The sequence below is a fragment of the Pseudoalteromonas sp. 2CM39R genome (assembly GCF_023161845.1).
This window is the reverse complement of the sequence record NZ_JALNTM010000002.1, coordinates 137,784-155,108: the sequence shown is the minus strand read 5'-3', so window position 1 is coordinate 155,108 and position 17,325 is coordinate 137,784. Positions and strand designations below refer to the sequence as shown.

Annotated in this window: 13 protein-coding genes; 6 read left to right on the top strand and 7 right to left on the bottom strand. The window is 39.8% G+C overall.

Going from position 1 to position 17,325, the window contains the following annotated elements:
- The first annotated feature begins 209 nt into the window (after window positions 1-209).
- From MTF66_RS04745 to MTF66_RS04730, 4 genes are all read left to right on the top strand, one after another.
- Complete coding sequence (locus tag MTF66_RS04745) at window positions 210-1,223, top strand: endonuclease/exonuclease/phosphatase family protein (protein ID WP_058584951.1); 1,014 nt, start codon at window positions 210-212, stop codon at window positions 1,221-1,223.
- Between the two features lie 64 nt (window positions 1,224-1,287).
- On the top strand, window positions 1,288-1,740 hold the full coding sequence (locus tag MTF66_RS04740) for a DUF3010 family protein (protein WP_054561405.1): 453 nt from the start codon (window positions 1,288-1,290) through the stop codon (window positions 1,738-1,740).
- Between the two features lie 235 nt (window positions 1,741-1,975).
- Window positions 1,976-3,691 carry an AMP-binding protein gene (locus tag MTF66_RS04735; protein ID WP_248526577.1) on the top strand — a complete coding sequence of 572 codons (1,716 nt, stop codon included), beginning with the start codon at window positions 1,976-1,978 and terminating at the stop codon, window positions 3,689-3,691.
- Window positions 3,692-3,892: 201 nt separating this feature from the next.
- Window positions 3,893-4,867 carry a transposase gene (locus MTF66_RS04730; RefSeq protein WP_248526576.1) on the top strand — a complete coding sequence of 325 codons (975 nt, stop codon included), beginning with the start codon at window positions 3,893-3,895 and terminating at the stop codon, window positions 4,865-4,867.
- A gap of 234 nt (window positions 4,868-5,101) precedes the next feature.
- Here MTF66_RS04730 and gdhA read toward each other — a convergent pair whose 3' ends face one another.
- The 3 genes from gdhA to MTF66_RS04715 all read right to left on the bottom strand — a co-directional run bounded on the left by gdhA (window position 5,102) and on the right by MTF66_RS04715 (window position 9,214).
- Window positions 5,102-6,454, bottom strand: coding sequence for an NADP-specific glutamate dehydrogenase (gene gdhA / locus MTF66_RS04725; protein ID WP_248526575.1), 1,353 nt, complete (start codon window positions 6,452-6,454; stop codon window positions 5,102-5,104).
- Window positions 6,455-6,536: 82 nt separating this feature from the next.
- Complete coding sequence (locus tag MTF66_RS04720; protein ID WP_248526574.1) at window positions 6,537-7,022, bottom strand: hypothetical protein; 486 nt, start codon at window positions 7,020-7,022, stop codon at window positions 6,537-6,539.
- A gap of 2 nt (window positions 7,023-7,024) precedes the next feature.
- Window positions 7,025-9,214, bottom strand: a complete 2,190-nt coding sequence (locus tag MTF66_RS04715) for an LruC domain-containing protein (protein WP_248526573.1) — start codon at window positions 9,212-9,214, stop codon at window positions 7,025-7,027.
- A gap of 223 nt (window positions 9,215-9,437) precedes the next feature.
- On the opposite strand from MTF66_RS04715, the gene MTF66_RS04710 reads away from it, so the two are divergent.
- The gene (locus tag MTF66_RS04710) at window positions 9,438-11,594 is read left to right on the top strand and encodes an ATP-binding protein (protein ID WP_248526572.1); all 2,157 of its coding nucleotides are present in this window, start codon (window positions 9,438-9,440) and stop codon (window positions 11,592-11,594) included.
- On the opposite strand, the gene MTF66_RS04705 is transcribed toward MTF66_RS04710, so the two are convergent.
- From MTF66_RS04705 to MTF66_RS04690, 4 genes are all read right to left on the bottom strand, one after another.
- The gene (locus MTF66_RS04705) at window positions 11,587-12,984 is read right to left on the bottom strand and encodes a M28 family metallopeptidase (RefSeq protein ID WP_248526571.1); all 1,398 of its coding nucleotides are present in this window, start codon (window positions 12,982-12,984) and stop codon (window positions 11,587-11,589) included. The genes MTF66_RS04710 and MTF66_RS04705 overlap by 8 nt on opposite strands.
- Window positions 12,985-13,102: 118 nt before the next feature.
- A complete protein-coding gene (locus MTF66_RS04700; protein ID WP_248526570.1) occupies window positions 13,103-14,011 on the bottom strand; it encodes a GGDEF domain-containing protein in 909 nt (302 codons plus the stop codon).
- A 61-nt stretch (window positions 14,012-14,072) separates the two neighbouring features.
- Entirely contained in the window at window positions 14,073-14,468 is a 396-nt protein-coding gene (locus tag MTF66_RS04695; protein WP_058584930.1) for a VanZ family protein, read from the bottom strand.
- Between the two features lie 3 nt (window positions 14,469-14,471).
- Window positions 14,472-15,302: an alpha/beta hydrolase family protein gene (locus MTF66_RS04690; protein ID WP_248526569.1), complete on the bottom strand. Its 831-nt coding sequence runs from the start codon at window positions 15,300-15,302 to the stop codon at window positions 14,472-14,474.
- Between the two features lie 159 nt (window positions 15,303-15,461).
- Here MTF66_RS04690 and MTF66_RS04685 point away from each other — a divergent pair, with 159 nt between their 5' ends.
- Window positions 15,462-17,309: an ABC transporter ATP-binding protein gene (locus MTF66_RS04685; RefSeq protein ID WP_248526568.1), complete on the top strand. Its 1,848-nt coding sequence runs from the start codon at window positions 15,462-15,464 to the stop codon at window positions 17,307-17,309.
- The last annotated feature ends 16 nt before the right edge of the window (window positions 17,310-17,325 follow it).

Here is a 17,325-nt window from a genome sequence, read left to right as displayed (position 1 = left end):
ATGTAATATTTTTTAAAAAAATTTTATGTAACTCTGCAACGCTTTTACGAATAAGCATTGCTATTTAAGCTTGTATTTACTGAGTCTTCGCAAATACAAGCAGCTATTGTCGCCGCTCACGCTCTCAAATACAAGTAGTTAGAAGACTAAATTGACAATTAGTTAAGTCATTTCATACTTAGTGAGTCAGTACTTTTAGGGTGATGAAGATGCCAAACACGCGTACGTTCAAATTTGCAACGTTTAACTTATTAAATTATACCGCGCCACCCTATTCGTTTTACCAATTACATGAACGCTATAACAATACGCAATGGCAGCAAAAACAATTGTTTGTAGCTAATTTCTTAAATGAGGCAAACCCTGATGTGGTGGCGTTTCAAGAAGTGTTTAGTCAGCATGCTCTAGAAGTGCAATGCAAAGAAGCAGGCTATGATTATTTTAAAACGGTCGATAGCCCGTCCCATGATAGCCTTTATCCGCAAGTGTTATTCAATCCTGTGGTTGCCATTGCCAGTAAATACCCGTTTAAATCGGCCGATGCATTGACACCATGCCCTGAATTACTTGAGTACTTAAACAATCAAAATGAGTTCAAATTTAACCGCACCCCGATTAAATGTATGATTGATTTACCTGATTTTGGTGAAGTCTGCTTTTATGTTGTTCACTTTAAGTCACAACGTGTGCAATCAATGGCGCATATTCTTAATATTCATAACCTTGAAGATCCGTTGCTACAGTTGTTACACCAGACTGTGGGTACCATGCAGTCTCAAATATCGCGTTCATTGGAAGCATCTATTGTTTATTATGATGCGCTAAAAACCCAACGCGAAAAGCAATGTGCAACGCTCGTTATGGGTGACTTTAACGATGTACTTACTAGCCCTACTTTATCGTTTATGACACAAGGATTTCATCCTACACGCTGTGAGCCCTGCATAGAACATAACGAACCCGTTGTTGGCCTCACCGACAGCTACGAGTTTAGCCGCTCGTTTTATGATAAGAAAAACAAACCCTTTAGCCATTATTACCAAGGTAAAGGTAATGTACTAGATTATATTCTTGCTTCTGCACATTTTAATCCCGATTGCCAAGTTTCAAAGGTGAAAGCGCTCGACTATGAAAGTTATGACAAGCATATTTCCCCTACACAACTGACCGAAGACATTAGTGTAAGTGACCATAGTGTTATCGCTATAAAAATTCATTTTTAAAGCAACTGTTTTTCATAACGTTACTTGCTATAATTGCGCAAATTAAGTTATTTAGAGAATGACCATGAGAACATGCGGTGTAGAAATTACAGGTAGCGACGTACTACTGTGTATTTTAACCAAAGACAATGACGTATTTGATATCCGTGATGTCAGACAAACACGTTTTACCTTAGGTAACGGTAATGACACAGAAGTAATGCGTAAATTCCAATTTGATTTCAAAAAATTAATGGAAGATTACCAAATTGACTCTGTAGCAATCAAAGAGCGCCAAGCTAAAGGTAAATTCGCTGGTAGTGCTAAAGGTTTCAAAATGGAAACGGCTATTCAGTTAATCGAGCGCTTAGATGTGCAAGTTTTATCTGCGACTGAAATCAAAGAGCAGCTTAAGCGCAACCCAGTGCCTATTGATTTTGAAGACACAGGCCTGAAAAAATTCCAAGAAAACGCATTCATTAGTGCTTACGTGTACATCATGCGTAAAACTTATAAGCAAGATGAGCCAAAAGCTTAATTGCTGCTTATTCTTAAAAGAACGTGCTACGGCACGTTTTTTTATACCGCAAAACCCATTCTTTATTCTGCATTATTAAAATTACACTCTGTACATTAGTCTTATAAAGCTTTTCTTTGTCGACAATCTATGTTTAGTTAATCAGGTACGCATGTTTTGAAATCATCCTAAATGATTGTTTCAATTCTTTTGCATCAAGTCCATGACAACAAATTAACCGGACACGGAGAATACAATGCAGACAAAGAACACACACATCAATGCGCTTCCACTCACTCAAAGCTATTATCAAGGCCGTACAGACATTCCATTGATAGAACAAACAATTGGACAATACCTTGATAACATTGTCGACAATTACCCTGATCACCCCGCAATTGTGGTTCATCATCAACAGATCCGATTAACCTATAGACAATACCAGCAGCAGATTAACCAGTTAGCAATGGGGTTATTATCACTTGGCGTAAAACCTGGCGATCGGGTTGGTATTTGGTCACCCAATAATATCGAATGGTGTTTAACTCAATTTGCTACAGCTAAAATTGGTGCAATCATGGTATGCATTAACCCTGCATATCGACCAAGCGAATTAAAATACGCACTCAATAGTGTTGAGTGTTCAACACTTATAACAGCAAGTGAATTTAAAGCCAGTAATTATATAAACATGCTCAATGAGCTCGCACCGGAACTTAAAGATTCACAAGCAGGTAAATTAAATTTAAACGCCCTGCCACACCTAAAAAATATAATTCGTATTGGTGATGAGCCTACTGCTGGCATGTTTAGCTTTAGCGATATCATGCAGCGCGCAACAGATGCCCATAAGCTAGAGCTTGATGCTATTTCGGCCACTTTACATTGTGACCAAGATATCAATATTCAATTTACCTCTGGTACTACGGGTAACCCAAAAGGAGCGACCTTATCTCATAAAAACATCCTCAATAACGGATTTTTGATGGCGCAAGCGATGAAGCTGACACATGAAGATAAACTCTGTATTCCGATACCTTTATATCACTGCTTTGGTATGGTGCTTGGCAATTTAGTATGTATAAGTAAAGGTGCTACCGCAGTTTTTCCGGGTGATTCATTCGACCCTAAAACAACCCTAGAAGTTGTTGAAAGGGAACGCTGTACAGGCCTGCATGGTGTTCCAACTATGTTTATCGCCGAGTTAGAGCTTAAAAATTTTGCAAACTATGACTTATCTAGCCTACGAACAGGCGTGATGGCCGGCTCAACCTGCCCCGAGCAAGTTATGCGTAAAGTTCACTCATTAATGCATATGAAAGAAGTTGTAATTGGTTATGGCCAAACTGAGTGTAGCCCTATCAATAACGTGACCGAAACAAACTCGCCTCTCGAAAAACAAGTTACCACAGTGGGCCGTGCATTAGCCCATACTGAAGTTAAGATTATCGACGAGCTGGGTGATATTCAAAAAGTTGGCATACCGGGTGAAGTATGTAGTCGTGGTGCTGGAATTATGCGCTGCTATTGGAATGATGAAGAGAAAACGAAAGCAACAATTGATCAAGACGGTTGGTTACATTCTGGTGACTTAGGTGTGATGGACGAAGATGGCTTTGTTGCTATTGTTGGCCGAATAAAAGACATGATCATCCGCGGTGGTGAAAACATCTATCCAAGAGAAATAGAAGAAGTTCTCTACACCTACCCTGGTATTCAAGATGCGGCTATATTTGGTATTAGCGATGAAAAATACGGCGAAGAAGTATGTGCCTGGATCCAACCTAAAGATGATGCAGTGCTTGATGAAAATGACATTCGTGATTTCTTAAAAGATAAACTAGCCTACTTCAAAGTACCAAAGCACATCCGCTTTGTTGAAGAATACCCTATGACAGTGACAGGCAAACTTCAAAAATTTAAAATGCGCGAACAAATGCAAGAACTCCTAAGCGAAAAAGCCTTCTCGTAATCATTTACTTGCCCCCCAAAAAATTTCAACCAAGCTCAGCACCGCTGAGCTTTTTAATTTATTAAGACACCCATATTAATTTAAGGAGTTAACCAAGCTTCATATCTAAAGAATAAATTTAAAAAGACACCCAACTTAAAATTTCTCACTTCACAAAATTATGACTAAACTTAAATTGTTCAACTCATGGAGGAGAAGAGCATGGCAACCCCACGTAGAAACTTAATTAGTATTTCAAACACGCCTTATTATCACTGCATTTCACGTTGCGTTCGTCGCGCTTATTTGTGCGGAAAAGATCCACTAACGGGTCGTTCATATGAACACCGGCGCGATTGGGTTGAAAACAAACTACTTCAACTTGGTCGGGTATTTTGTATTGATATTTGCGCCTATGCGGTTATGAGTAATCACACACATCTAGTACTTCACATTGATATAGCAAAAGCTAAGCGTCTAAATAATAAAGCGATTCTTATTAGATGGCACAAATTATTCAAAAGTACATTCCTATGCCAACGATTCTTAAATGGCGAATTGCTAACACAAACCGAGCTTTCTGCGGTTAATACCAGAATAAATTTATATAGAGAACGGCTCAGCAGTATTAGTTGGTTTATGCGAGCTCTTAATGAAAGTATTGCACGAAAAGCGAATCAAGAAGATGAGTGTAAAGGACGATTTTGGGAAGGTCGGTTTAAATCACAAGCTTTACTTGATGAAGCAGCACTTGCCGCTTGCCTTGCATATGTTGATTTGAACCCTGTAAGAGCAAAAGCGGCTGATTTACCTGAGCAATCTGACTACACCAGTATTAAATCTAGAATTAATGCAGCTCATAATAATAAGCAACCAAAATCACTTATGCGCTTTGCAGGTAAAACACGTAAACATATGCCTAAAGGACTACCATTTGAGCTTAAAACATACCTGCAACTTGTAGATTGGACAGGCCGCTCAATCCGAGAAGATAAGCCAGGGAAAATCCCAGAAGATGCGTTACCAATACTTGAAAGACTAGATATTTGTACTGAAAACTGGATTACACTGACCACTTCATTTACCCGCTCATTTAAAAATACTGCGGGTAAAGAGCAGGCTATAACTGCGTATACAAATCAAATGAAACGGAAACGAAGAAGCTCAATAACTAATAGCCAAGCTTTGTTTTGCTAAACACTTAAAAATTTTCAATGACTACTTTTATTCATCTATTTTAAAAAATAGAAAATTTCTACGTACTGAATTAAATTTCATCTAGAATTAAATAACTAATTTTTAAATTTAAATAACAACAAAGAACTAAACATAATTTGTACATAGATGAACTCAACCAAAAGCAGTTACTATCTAGCTTTTAACTACCAAAAGTGGGTGTCTTTTTATAAAAATGGATGTCTCTTTAATTCGTTACACAACCCCCTGTTTTAACATAGCATCTGCAACTCGATCAAAACCCGCTATATTCGCACCAAGCACCAGGTCGTGTTCATGAGAGTACTGCTTGGCGGTAGCTGAAATTGTATCGAAAATAGACTTCATAACTTGTTGAAGTTTCTCATCAACTTGCTCAGCTCGCCACTTTTGCATACTGGCATTTTGAGCCATTTCAAATTGACTGGTAGCAACTCCACCAGCATTTGCAGCCTTACTTGGCCCTAAAAATACTTCGTTGTCTTTAAACACTTTTAACGCTTCAGCTGTGGTCGGCATGTTTGCACCCTCGCATACAACAGAGCAGCCATTTTCAACCAAAGTTTCAGCATCTTTTTCGGTAATTTCATTTTGAGTTGCACAAGGAAGTGCAATATCTGCCTCATATCGCCACACTTGATGTCCGTCGCTAGGGTATTGATTCACTGGCGTAAACTCAGCATCTTTGTGTTCATTCAAATAATCCCTAAGCTCAGCACCTCGTTCATTTTTTAAGTGTTTTACGAGAGCCACATCAAGCCCATCTTTACAATACAAGGTCCCTTTTGAATCACTACAGCTGAGAATAACAGCATCGTATTGGTCAAGCTTTTCCATCAAATACAATGCTACGTTACCAGCACCAGAAACTAGGCATCGCTTACCTCTTAAAGAGTCGCCTTTAGCATCTAGCATGGCACTTAAAAAATATGCAACACCATAGCCAGTAGCTTCGGTTCTCAGTGAAGACCCCCCCATAATCTCAGGCTTGCCAGTTAACACCCCTTCAAATTGATTAGTGATCCGTTTATATTGACCGAATAAATAACCAATTTCTCTCGCCCCAACGCCAATATCACCAGCAGGAACATCTGTGTTAGCACCTATGTGACGATAGAGTTCAGTCATATATGACTGACAGAAACGCATAATTTCATTGTCACTTTTTCCTTTAGGGTTAAAGTCAGCACCGCCTTTAGCGCCTCCTAATGGCAAACCTGTGAGTGCGTTCTTCAAAACTTGCTCAAAGCCTAAAAACTTCACCACACTTTGATTGACACTCGGATGGAACCTCAAGCCCCCCTTATAAGGGCCAAGCGCCGAGCTGAATTCGATTCTAAAACCACGGTTAACTTGCACTTTGCCGTCATCATCAAGCCAAGGAACCCTGAATATTGCTTGCCTTTCAGGCTCAACTAACCGCTCTAGAATTGCCTGCTGTTGATATTCATTATTCCCTTCTACTACCTGATTTATTGATGAAAGCACTTCTTCAACAGCTTGATAAAACTCAGGCTCATTTGGATTAGACTCTTTAACTGATTGCAGTACCTCTTCGATATATTGCATTACAAAATCCTCTTTCAAGCTGTTGAAAATATTCAGTCTATTAGAATTAAACTGACTAAGACATAATATCGATCACTCATGTTTAACGAATAGTGAACACCGCTGATTGCTCCCCATCATATTGCCACTCAAAACGCAGTGGTTCATTTTGAGAATCATAAAACCAAACTTCTGCCACAAGCTCTAAGGCACTATTTGCCAGCATCACAGTCGACGTTAATTTGCTTTGTTTTAGAGGTGCCCGCAATAAGCATTGATTGTAATCAGCCTTATTATCATCGCCTTTCAAGCAGATATTTAAATACGCTCTGCTATCACCCATGTTCAAATCAACATCTATGTTTAGCTCTATCTTGCTACTTAAATCAAATTGAGGAGCAATCGTTAGGTCAGCCATTGTCTCTGTTTCTACACTCGTGTCAGGAGGTGTTGTTTCTGGTGGCGGCGTGCTTGTGGTGGGTGTCTGCGTAACAGTTGTGCTTACCGCTTCAGTTGAAGAGCTACCTTCTCCACCGCCACCACACGCAGATAACATTAAGCTAATGATTAATAAAGTATAATGTTTCATGACTATTCTCCTCGTAGAATAACATTTGCAAGTTTTGCATTATTAAACCAAAGCGGCTTTTCCCGTCCCTCTGATTCAGCAAATGCTCTAAAGTCACTATACGCATGTGTTATATCAACACTCTCTTTTGGATGCGCCCATGCACTGCCAATCTCCATTGCCCAAGGTAGACCAGTTTCAGTTTGGAAATAATAACTTTGAGCACTATTACTGGCATCATCAGAGTCAATGATTGAAAATAACTGTGAATTGAATTTTTCGGTTGGCTGTTGATTCTTAATATGAACTTCCCAACCACGTGGGTTTTGTCCAACTAAAAACTCACCATGGTAGTGATCTTGAGCCGCGAAAATAAATGGGTCTAAAGTATATTTTGGCGCTTCAATTGTGGTCACTCCACTTTGAAGTGAAACGGTTAAACTAAACGAAACTTTGCTGTTGGTATCACAGCCTGTTTCAGTTCTAAAATAACTACAACTTGACTGCTTATCTGCATAATCCCAAGTGTCTGGCATGATAATGAAAATAGCATCTTCAACCCCTTGTTCTAATATAGAATGTGATTGTGTTTCGCCATTTATCGTTAAATTAATTGAACTTGTATCTATCTGACTTCTTAATACTCGTTTATCAACATCATCAGCTATCGTTTGATACAAACGAACTGCAAAGCCATTATGAAAATCAGCACCAATTCCAACCAACTCCCCTTCTATTTTGTAACCAATGGCCTGGCCTTCTTTATCAATCAATGTAGTACGGTAATTCACAACTAAATCGTTAAAGTCATAATCACCAGCAAAAGGCCATTGGTCCTCATACGCAAGGGTTACCCAGCCATTCTCACTTGGGTATACCAAACTTCCATATGTTGTTACCGGGTAATCCTCGACTTCGCCGCCAGTTACCCCACCACTTGCGGTAATTGGGTTAGCTTCACTGCCATCTGTGACACGAAAGCGTGCCCATGTTGCTCCCATCACAGCATCACTCGGAACATCAACCAGCACACTGTTATCACCTTGATTTAAGCGGTATTTACTCACTGTGATTTCGTCTGGATCAAACTGGAAATTTTGATCCCAATCGAACCAAGCATATAAATAACCATTATCATTAGGAGCGGTCACAATTATCTGGCTGGTAGAGCCTGCAACAAAATCAGTGACAAATTTAACACCATCATCTGAGCTATCGACGGGTGAAGCCTGTAAATCTGCAGGAGTGTTAATATTTTCACCATCAACAACGGCTCCTAAATAAACTAAATTTGATTGGTCTTCATTAGGGTCAAACAGATGGCGGGCACCACTATCAGCAAGTGCTGTTTTATATGGCATAGGTGCATCGCCAAAGTCGATTGAGTTATCAGTGACTTTTACTTCTGCAATAGCACAGCGTGCACCATCATTTTGATTCGATGTTGGCCCTAAAGTAAAAACTGCTGCGGTAGGTGTGTAACCAACTACAGGGCTGGTGCTTAAATCTACTTTGTGGATTTTACCGCTGCGGTTATTACTAAAATAAAATTGACCTTGTACATCAAAATAACCTGCACCATTAGCGCCAGTATCGCCGGCTATGTCGAGGTTTGCTATAAAAGTGGGTGTCTGATTATCTAAGTTGATTTCGTAAAGGTCGCCGTTTGACTCAACTGCATACAAAAGATTGCTATGTGGATGAAAAGCAAAATCATAAATAGCTAAATTCCAGTTTGCTGAGCCTGCAACTAATTGAGCCTGGTACTCGTCGGCCTCTTCAGTTAAATCAATGCCATATAAACCAAATCTAGGGTGGTATAAATAGTAAACCGCTTTATTAGTTTCACTATTCACATGAATATCACCAACATAAAAATTGGTATCTGGCAGACCATTTACAGTTAAACGTTGTAAAACATAATCATCACCAATACGTACAACACTTCTGGGGGCTTGTTTGCTAAAGCCATACATGTACTGGTCTTGATAATTAAAGCCAACCGCATTTACGCTGTCGTTATTCGCCTCTGTTGTAAAATCCATTGACGCTGCAAGCACGGTGGTTTTGGCAGATACTAGGTCAACGCCAAACATTTGCGCAGGTGAACCTTGAATCAAAAATGCTTTACTTGGGCACTGTTCAAATGGTGCTGCACTAACAAAACCTGTTGCAAGTGCGGTTATTAGGTAAGCGGGTATGTTACTTTTCATAATTACACTCTCCTGTGGATGTGTTATTACTCAAAGCAGTAACCATTCCAAAATATAACTCACGCTATAACAAGGTGTTATGAAAAATCAGACTGAGTATTTGCAAGATGCAAGAGGCATAGTTGCATAATGCAATTCTTTTTAGCTATAAAAGCAAATCATTCCCACTTAAAAGAATGGCATGCTAGACTAGTTAGGAATAAAAATAATAATAAACCCCACTATGAAACTTAAAGCCTCTGTTATTCTGTACTTTGCCTTATCAATAAACAGTGCTTTTGCATCAACACTGCAACAAAACATTGATGAAGCCAGAACAATCAGTGACTACCAAAAACGATATGACTATTTAAAAGCCATCGATAAAAAGCTTATTGAGTCTGCCAGCCTTGCAGAACAAGTAAGTTATAACGTTAGATTAATTCACGTTCACATACACCTCGGCCAATTTCAACAAGCGCAAACTATCATTGATGAACTTGAAGCAGGCCCAAAATACAAAAAAGACTCCCCCATTTACAGCGAGTTGTATCTAGCGAAAGCGCGGTTGGCATATAGAAAAAGTGACTTAGAAACCGCAATTTATTTATCGCAACAAAATGTCGCCCTATTTCAGCGCTTACAACTTACCCATTATGAAATTGATGCCGTGGCGAGTCTTGTCAGTGCTTATCATAATGCTGGCGATTATCAAGCAGCCTTAAACTTGCTTGAAGTTTATATTCACGACAACAATCGCGAATTAACCTTAAAACAAAAAGAAATGCTCTATCATGGTTATTCGCGTAATCTTGAACAGTTAGACCGCTTAACGCTTGCCCTAGAATATAAGCTAAAACGCCGTGAAGTTATTCAACAGATGTCGCCATCTATCTCGTTACAAGCTGGCATAAGTTATTCAATTGCCCAAAGTTATTTAGATTTAGAACAATACGAAAAAGCAAAGAGCGAGTTTATTACAGCCCTTAGTTTTGATAGGCAAACGGGTTCACTTTCTGATATCGGACATAGTTTAGTTAAACTATCCCAATGCGAATATGGGCTAAAAAACTACAATGCAGCACTTGAATACGCACAAGAGGCTCAACAGGTGTTCGCAAGTTATAACAGCACACGAAATACTGCCTGGGCAAACCATAATATTGCGATAAATTTGCTCGAAATCGATAAACCTGACCAAGCATTAATCATTGAAAAACAAGTGATCACTGAACTCAAGCAAGACGATCACTTATATATTGATGTATTACTCACATTAGCAAAGCTATACATTGGCTCTAATGAGCACGAACAAGCTAAACATTATGCTGAGCAAGCCTACCAGTTAAGTAACCAAAAAAATAAGCTGCAAAAGCAAATCACAGCCCTAGAACATTTGGTCACTGTGGCAGAACAACAAGCAGATTATAAACAAGCACTTTCGTACCAACGGACTATTACAGAGCTTGAAAAAGGCTTTGCCCGCAACAACTACAATCAACGTTTAGCGGAGCTGCAAAACTCCATTGCGATGCGCGACCGCGATTTGGCCATTCAAGATTTAAAACTCCAAGACAATGAAAAAAGCCAAGCAATCGCCTCACAACGCCAAACTATCTTATACAGCATTTTATTATTTAGCCTGCTTTTAGCTGTAATGGGCATTGCTTTATTAAGAATAAGACAGAGAAAACAGCTTATTGAACAGCGCCGAAATTATCTGGATAAACAAATCAGCCAACGTAGTAAGTTATTATCACAAGTTGCTCACGAGTTAAGTGGTCCATTAACCGGGTTGCGCTTACACCTTGAAACGCTCCAAGCAGGCTTAACTCAATTTAATGAGCTTACATACGAAAAGCTCAACCAAAAAATCACTGATATGGCAACTTTAGTGACTGATTTAAATAAAATTTCACTTTTAGAACAAAGCAGCTTTCAGCTCAACGTAACAACAATTAATGCGGCGGAGTACTTCCAAAGCTTACACGCAGATATGGCAATCCAGCTTGATAAATTTGAAGTGGGGTTTACACAAAATGTGGCTGATGAATTAAACTTTGAGTGCGATGCAACACGGCTTTCACAGTTATTTGCAAACTTAATCAGTAATTCGCTTAAGTACACAAATCACCCTGGTAAGATTAATTTGAGGATTAGCCAAAACCAAACTCAGCTCTTAATCTGCTATGAAGATTCAGCCCCTGGTGTCAGTGATGAGAGTTTAGCAAAAATTTTTGACCACCTTTATAGAGTGCCAGACTTAAAAACAGTGAAACAGTCAGGTTCAGGAATTGGGCTTGCGATAGTAAAACAAATTGTCGAAGCCCATAACTGGCATATTACTGCAGCTCATAGCGAACTGGGTGGTGTCCGCTATGACCTTACAATTCCTATTTAGTTGATTTGTCTGGCCATTCAAACGCGCCAACATCACCAGGAAATACAACCGGTGATTCAATACCGTCTTTGTTTACAGCGGCAACACCAAAATAGTAGTTATCGATAACAACATTTTTTAGGGTTGCTTCGGTTACATTGCCAACATCGCGGCTAAATTGCCATTGTGGTTCACTCGTGTAACGCCAATAGATTTTATAACTGACCACCGTTGGATCATCGCTTTTATGCCACGCTAATGTTGTACTTGGCTTTACTGCACCTGAAATACTTACGCCCGTTGGTGGCGCTGGAGCCCATGCCATTGAAGCCATTGTCACTGCATTAAGTGACGTTAACTTTGCCGCATAGGCAAAATCTACATGGTCAATGGTGTCACCGTAAGTAATACCATTTTCAGTACGCAAGTCTTGATGCTGTTGATTATAGTTTTCGTTGGTTTCCATTATACGCACAGCTGCAAAGCCAACATCGTTAAATGGACGGTGATGCCCTCCTCGACCAAAACGATCGAGTCGATATACCAACATGGTATCCAGATTCTCAATGTAGCGATCTGCAATTGTATCTATGTAACGCGCTAGGTTACGACTTGCAGAGTCAACTTCACCACCTGTAAAACGGCGTTTATGGGCTTGCTCTTTGGTTTCAATAACGCGTGTACCTTCAGAAAAAATACGTGCAGTTGTGTTATCTGTTACCCCATTAATACCGGTTGAATTACCAATCATGTCGTTGTTTAAAACACCATGAACACGCCAGTTATGCTCTTGTGCATATTTAGCTAAAATTTTACCGCCAAACAAGCCTTGCTCTTCACCAGATAAAGCTGCATAAACAATTGAGCCATTAAATTTATACTTCGATAAAACTCGCGCCGATTCCAGCACGCCAGCCACACCAGATGCATTATCGTTAGCCCCTGGCGCATCTGAGGTATAGTCCATTACATCAGACACTCTCGAGTCAATATCACCCGACATCATAACCATACGATCCGCATCAACTTGACCGCGCTGAATAGCCACAATATTTACAACTTCAACAGGATTTGGAATACGCTTTTCACCAGAAATAGTGTCTTTTACTTCAATGATTTCTAGGCAGTTACCGCAGGCTTTAGAAATCGCCTCAAACTCAGACTTGATCCAACGTCTTGCGGCACCAATACCACGCGAATTTGATTTCGTCTCAGATAGAGTATGACGAGTGCCAAAATCAACCAGCGTTTGAATATCTTGCTCTATACGTGTTTTAGAAACGGCATTTGCAATATCATGCAAAGCTTGTTGATCTTTATGTTGAGGTGTTGTGGCATGAGCTGCCGAGATCAATAACAGCGATGAGCTGAACAAAGCACCCGTTGTTGTTATTATTTTACGCTTAAACATAGTTTCACTCCTTCAATGAATCATTCAAGGCTAACTAATATTTCATTTCGCGCAATAGTTATGAGTTAGAAAACAAATTATTAGGTTGAAACCATATACCAGCATTGTCTTAGATAAATTACCCTGTGTTTTTAGCGCCGGGTAACTTTATTCCATCATTGTAAAACACCATACGATTACCCCCTTCATACTTTGCTTTGTACATGGCTTTATCGGCACACTGAATGAGATATTCTGCGTCACCATAATGCTCGGGGAACAATACGGCACCAATACTTGGCGAGTAAATAAGCTCTGCATCGTTATAAATTAAGGGTTGGCAAATTTCGGTTATTAATTCGTCAACCAATTCAATGACGTCTCTTTTGTGTTTAATGCTATTGAGGATCACCACAAATTCGTCGCCCCCTAAGCGCCCTACACTGTCTTCTTTTTTTAAGACATGACGAATACGCATAGCAATGGTTTTTAAGAGCTTGTCGCCAGCGCCATGACCATGAATATCATTAACTTGCTTAAAGCCATCAATATCAATAAACAGTACTGCAATCACGGTTGAAATGGTGTTCGCAATCGACAATGATTCCTCGAGCTGGGTGGTTAAGAAACTGCGGTTGGGAAGATCGGTCAGAGGGTCGTGCCCTGCCATATAAATCAGTTTTTGTTCGAGCTTTTTTTGCTCTGTAATGTCATAAGCAATAGCCACTCTAACTTGTTTTTCTTTAGACCAATAAACAGACCACAAAACATGCACTACTCTGCCATCTTTTCTAACCCAGCGGTTTTCAAATCGTGGGTGCTGATCATTGACCACAATTTGATTAATGGCATTGATGGTTTTGGCTCTGTCTTCTGGATAGACAAAGTCCAACATGTTTCTATTGATGGCTTCTTCTGGCGCGTATCCGAAAATTGTTTCAAAGGCAGGGTTAGTAAAAAGTAACGTGCCTTTGGCATCAACTACACATACTGCATCGAGTAGAAGCTCAATAATATCTGACAAATAATCCGATGTATCTATGTTCATACGCAACTTTTAGGCTAGTTCTACACTGAGTATAGACGAAACCTAACAAGTCACTGAAAGTTTAAGCCTTAATTGGATATAACTTTTTGCAAAGCCAAGCTGAAATAGCACTGAATACGGCAATACCCGCAAAATCAGCGATTAAATCAACAAAATCTAGCGTTCGAGATTCTACAAAATACTGGCTTAGCTCTTCTAAAATCACAAATGTACTAACAATCAACACAGCTAAATAAATAGGCCGCCCAGCAACGTTCATTGTTTTAAATTTAAAGGCAAGATTGATGAATAACGTGAGTAACCCAAATAAGCAAAAATGCCCCAACTTATCACCGTAAGGAATTGTCGCAACGAGTTCGAAAAACACCGACTTTTGCCCAGTATTGGCAAGATAGATAACCCAACCAATAAAACCAAAAAAGCCGATAGCAATTAACACAAGAATACGTTGAAACATCTTTTATGGCGCCATATGTGAGGTTAAAAATAAAAATTGATAGGCAATGACTTTATTCCAATAGTGCCAGTCATGAATACCCGGACGTTCTACATAATCATGGCGGATGCGCATTTTCAACATCGCTTGATGTAGCGCTCTGTTTTGCTCAATAAAAAAGTCATCAACGCCTATATCAAGCATAATAGGTAAGGTATCAGCGCCCTTTTTCCATGCCGTATTGCCTGCAGCAATTTTATGAAGGTTATTAATAATGGCTATGCTATCCCATTTTTCTTTGTTTTCGGCATAACTGCCGAGTACTTTTGCAAGGCCAAACTCTGCACTAAACGGCCTAACATCGACCCCAGCAGACATTCCTGAAACTGCTGCAAACTGGTTTGGGTGATTTATTGCAATATGTAAAGCACCAAATCCCCCCATAGATAAGCCGGTGATTGCACGACCACTTTTAGACCGATTAGTCGAATATTTAGAATCAATATAATTTAGTAAATCGTCTGCGATGTAGGTTTCGTATTGAGAGCTTTTGTTGATATCTGAATCGAGATACCACGAACCATAATTGCCATCTGGATTAACAATGATGACATCATATTGGTCTGCTAATTTATCAATGTTTGTCAGCTTAGTCCAATCGCTGTGATTGCCACTGTAGCCATGTAATACATAGATAACATTGTATTTTTTTGAGTCCTGATAGCCATCAGGTAATGTCACCGTTACAGGTTTCTCGATGGCAGTTTTTTTGCCCTTAAATATGTGGGTGTCGGTTTGGTAGGCACAAAGCGGTAAGCTAAAAACGAGGGACAGCGTACAAAGCAACTTTTTCATCATTAATTCCTTTTTCTTTTTATATTTTCATTTCTCACACTAGATGTAAATAACTGAATAGTTGATAGATTTTAATCTTAGTTTTTAAATTAAATGAACTGATAAAAAACCACTCAAATGGTATAGTAAGGCTACTTTGATTTTTAAAAAGCGTCGTCTATGTATCGTTTATTTGAGCGGATGACTAATCCGTTTCCTAAAGAGCAACCCTCTCAGCCACCTAATAGCTTATTTGCTTTTTGCCGTCATTATACCCGTGGCATGGAACTGTCACTGCTATTTATGTCTTTGAGTGCCGCAGCGCTCGCTATTTTAGAAGTATCGCTATTTAGTTACATGGGGCAACTTGTCGATTGGCTTGGCGAATATACCCCAGATACCTTGTTTGTAGAGCAGCAGGCTGAGCTTACAAAAATGGCGGTTATGTTGCTGGTGGTGTTACCTATTGTCGTGTTCTTTCACTCAGCGGTGTTACATCAAGCGCTGCTTGGCAACTATCCTATGTCTATCCGTTGGTTAGCACACCGTTATTTGCTTCGTCAGAGTGTTAGTTTTTATCAAAACGAATTTGCCGGCCGTATTGCGACAAAAGTCATGCAAACCTCATTAGCTGTTCGTGAATCAGTGATGAAACTGCTCGATGTTCTAATGTATATCGTGGTCTACTTTGGCGCCATGGTGTTTTTGGTCGCAGAATCTGACTGGCGTTTAATGTTGCCATTATTAGTTTGGTTAGTTCTTTATGCCGCTATTCAAATGTATTTTGTACCTAAGCTAAAGAAAGTAGCCAGCTCGCAAGCTGATGCACGCTCAGAAATGACCGGTCGTGTAGTTGATAGCTACACTAACATTTCAACTATCAAATTGTTCTCGTACACACAGCGAGAAGAACAATATGCAAAAGATAGCATGGATGTGTTTTTACAACCGGTATATAAGCAAATGCGCTTAGTTACTAGCCTAAACTTCTCTATCAACACGCTAAATTACTTATTGGTATTTAGTATTGCTGCCCTCTCTTTATATCTATGGTCAATTAGCGCCATCAGTGTTGGTGCTATCGCCATAGCGGTGAGTTTATCACTGAGATTAAACGGTATGGCACAGTGGATCATGTGGGAGATAAGTAGTCTATTTGAAAACATTGGTACTGTTGCTGATGGTATGAAAACGCTATCAACGCCGATTGAAGTGGATGATAAAGAAAACGCGAGTACCCTTGCAGTTAATAATGGGTCGATAAGCTTTGATAATGTGCAATTTAACTATGGTAAAGCTGCCAACGAAACCCATCGCGGCCCTGTTATCAATGGTTTAAATCTAGACATCAAACCGGGTGAAAAAATAGGTTTAGTGGGTCGCTCTGGCGCAGGTAAATCTACCTTAGTGAATTTATTACTGCGTTTTTATGATGTTGACTCGGGCACAATTCGTATTGATGGTCAAAACATCGCTGAGGTAAGCCAAGAAAGCTTACGTAAGCACATTGCGATGGTGACGCAAGATACCTCACTGTTACACCGCTCAGTAAAAGATAACATTCTTTATGGTAGACCCGATGCAACTGAAGATGAAATGCTTGCGGCCGCAAAGCAAGCAGAAGCAATTGAGTTCATCGAAGACCTAGAAGACAGCAAAGGCAATAAAGGCTTTGCCGCACAAGTTGGTGAACGCGGTGTGAAGCTTTCTGGTGGTCAACGTCAACGTATTGCTATTGCACGAGTCCTTCTAAAAGATGCGCCAATTCTTATATTGGATGAAGCAACCAGTGCGCTTGATTCTGAAGTTGAAGCCGCGATTCAAACTAGCCTAGACGATTTGATGACTGGCAAAACAGTAATTGCCATTGCACACCGTTTATCAACTATTGCACAAATGGATAGGCTCATTGTGCTTGATGAAGGTGGCGTGGTTGAACAAGGCTCTCATGAGCAATTAATCGCACAAGGTGGCATCTATGCTGCCCTGTGGTCACATCAAACCGGTGGCTTTATCGGCGTTGAGTAGCTAGGTTTTCACTATT

What these genes read in the sequence shown, in the direction of transcription:
- MTF66_RS04745 (WP_058584951.1), top strand. Translation starts at nt 210, where the DNA reads ATGCCAAACACGCGTACGTTCAAATTTGCAACGTTTAACTTATTAAAT.
- MTF66_RS04740 (WP_054561405.1), top strand. Translation starts at nt 1,288, where the DNA reads ATGAGAACATGCGGTGTAGAAATTACAGGTAGCGACGTACTACTGTGT.
- MTF66_RS04735 (WP_248526577.1), top strand. Translation starts at nt 1,976, where the DNA reads ATGCAGACAAAGAACACACACATCAATGCGCTTCCACTCACTCAAAGC.
- MTF66_RS04730 (WP_248526576.1), top strand. Translation starts at nt 3,893, where the DNA reads ATGGCAACCCCACGTAGAAACTTAATTAGTATTTCAAACACGCCTTAT.
- gdhA (WP_248526575.1), bottom strand. Translation starts at nt 6,454, where the DNA reads ATGCAATATATCGAAGAGGTACTGCAATCAGTTAAAGAGTCTAATCCA.
- MTF66_RS04720 (WP_248526574.1), bottom strand. Translation starts at nt 7,022, where the DNA reads ATGAAACATTATACTTTATTAATCATTAGCTTAATGTTATCTGCGTGT.
- MTF66_RS04715 (WP_248526573.1), bottom strand. Translation starts at nt 9,214, where the DNA reads ATGAAAAGTAACATACCCGCTTACCTAATAACCGCACTTGCAACAGGT.
- MTF66_RS04710 (WP_248526572.1), top strand. Translation starts at nt 9,438, where the DNA reads ATGAAACTTAAAGCCTCTGTTATTCTGTACTTTGCCTTATCAATAAAC.
- MTF66_RS04705 (WP_248526571.1), bottom strand. Translation starts at nt 12,984, where the DNA reads ATGTTTAAGCGTAAAATAATAACAACAACGGGTGCTTTGTTCAGCTCA.
- MTF66_RS04700 (WP_248526570.1), bottom strand. Translation starts at nt 14,011, where the DNA reads ATGAACATAGATACATCGGATTATTTGTCAGATATTATTGAGCTTCTA.
- MTF66_RS04695 (WP_058584930.1), bottom strand. Translation starts at nt 14,468, where the DNA reads ATGTTTCAACGTATTCTTGTGTTAATTGCTATCGGCTTTTTTGGTTTT.
- MTF66_RS04690 (WP_248526569.1), bottom strand. Translation starts at nt 15,302, where the DNA reads ATGAAAAAGTTGCTTTGTACGCTGTCCCTCGTTTTTAGCTTACCGCTT.
- MTF66_RS04685 (WP_248526568.1), top strand. Translation starts at nt 15,462, where the DNA reads ATGTATCGTTTATTTGAGCGGATGACTAATCCGTTTCCTAAAGAGCAA.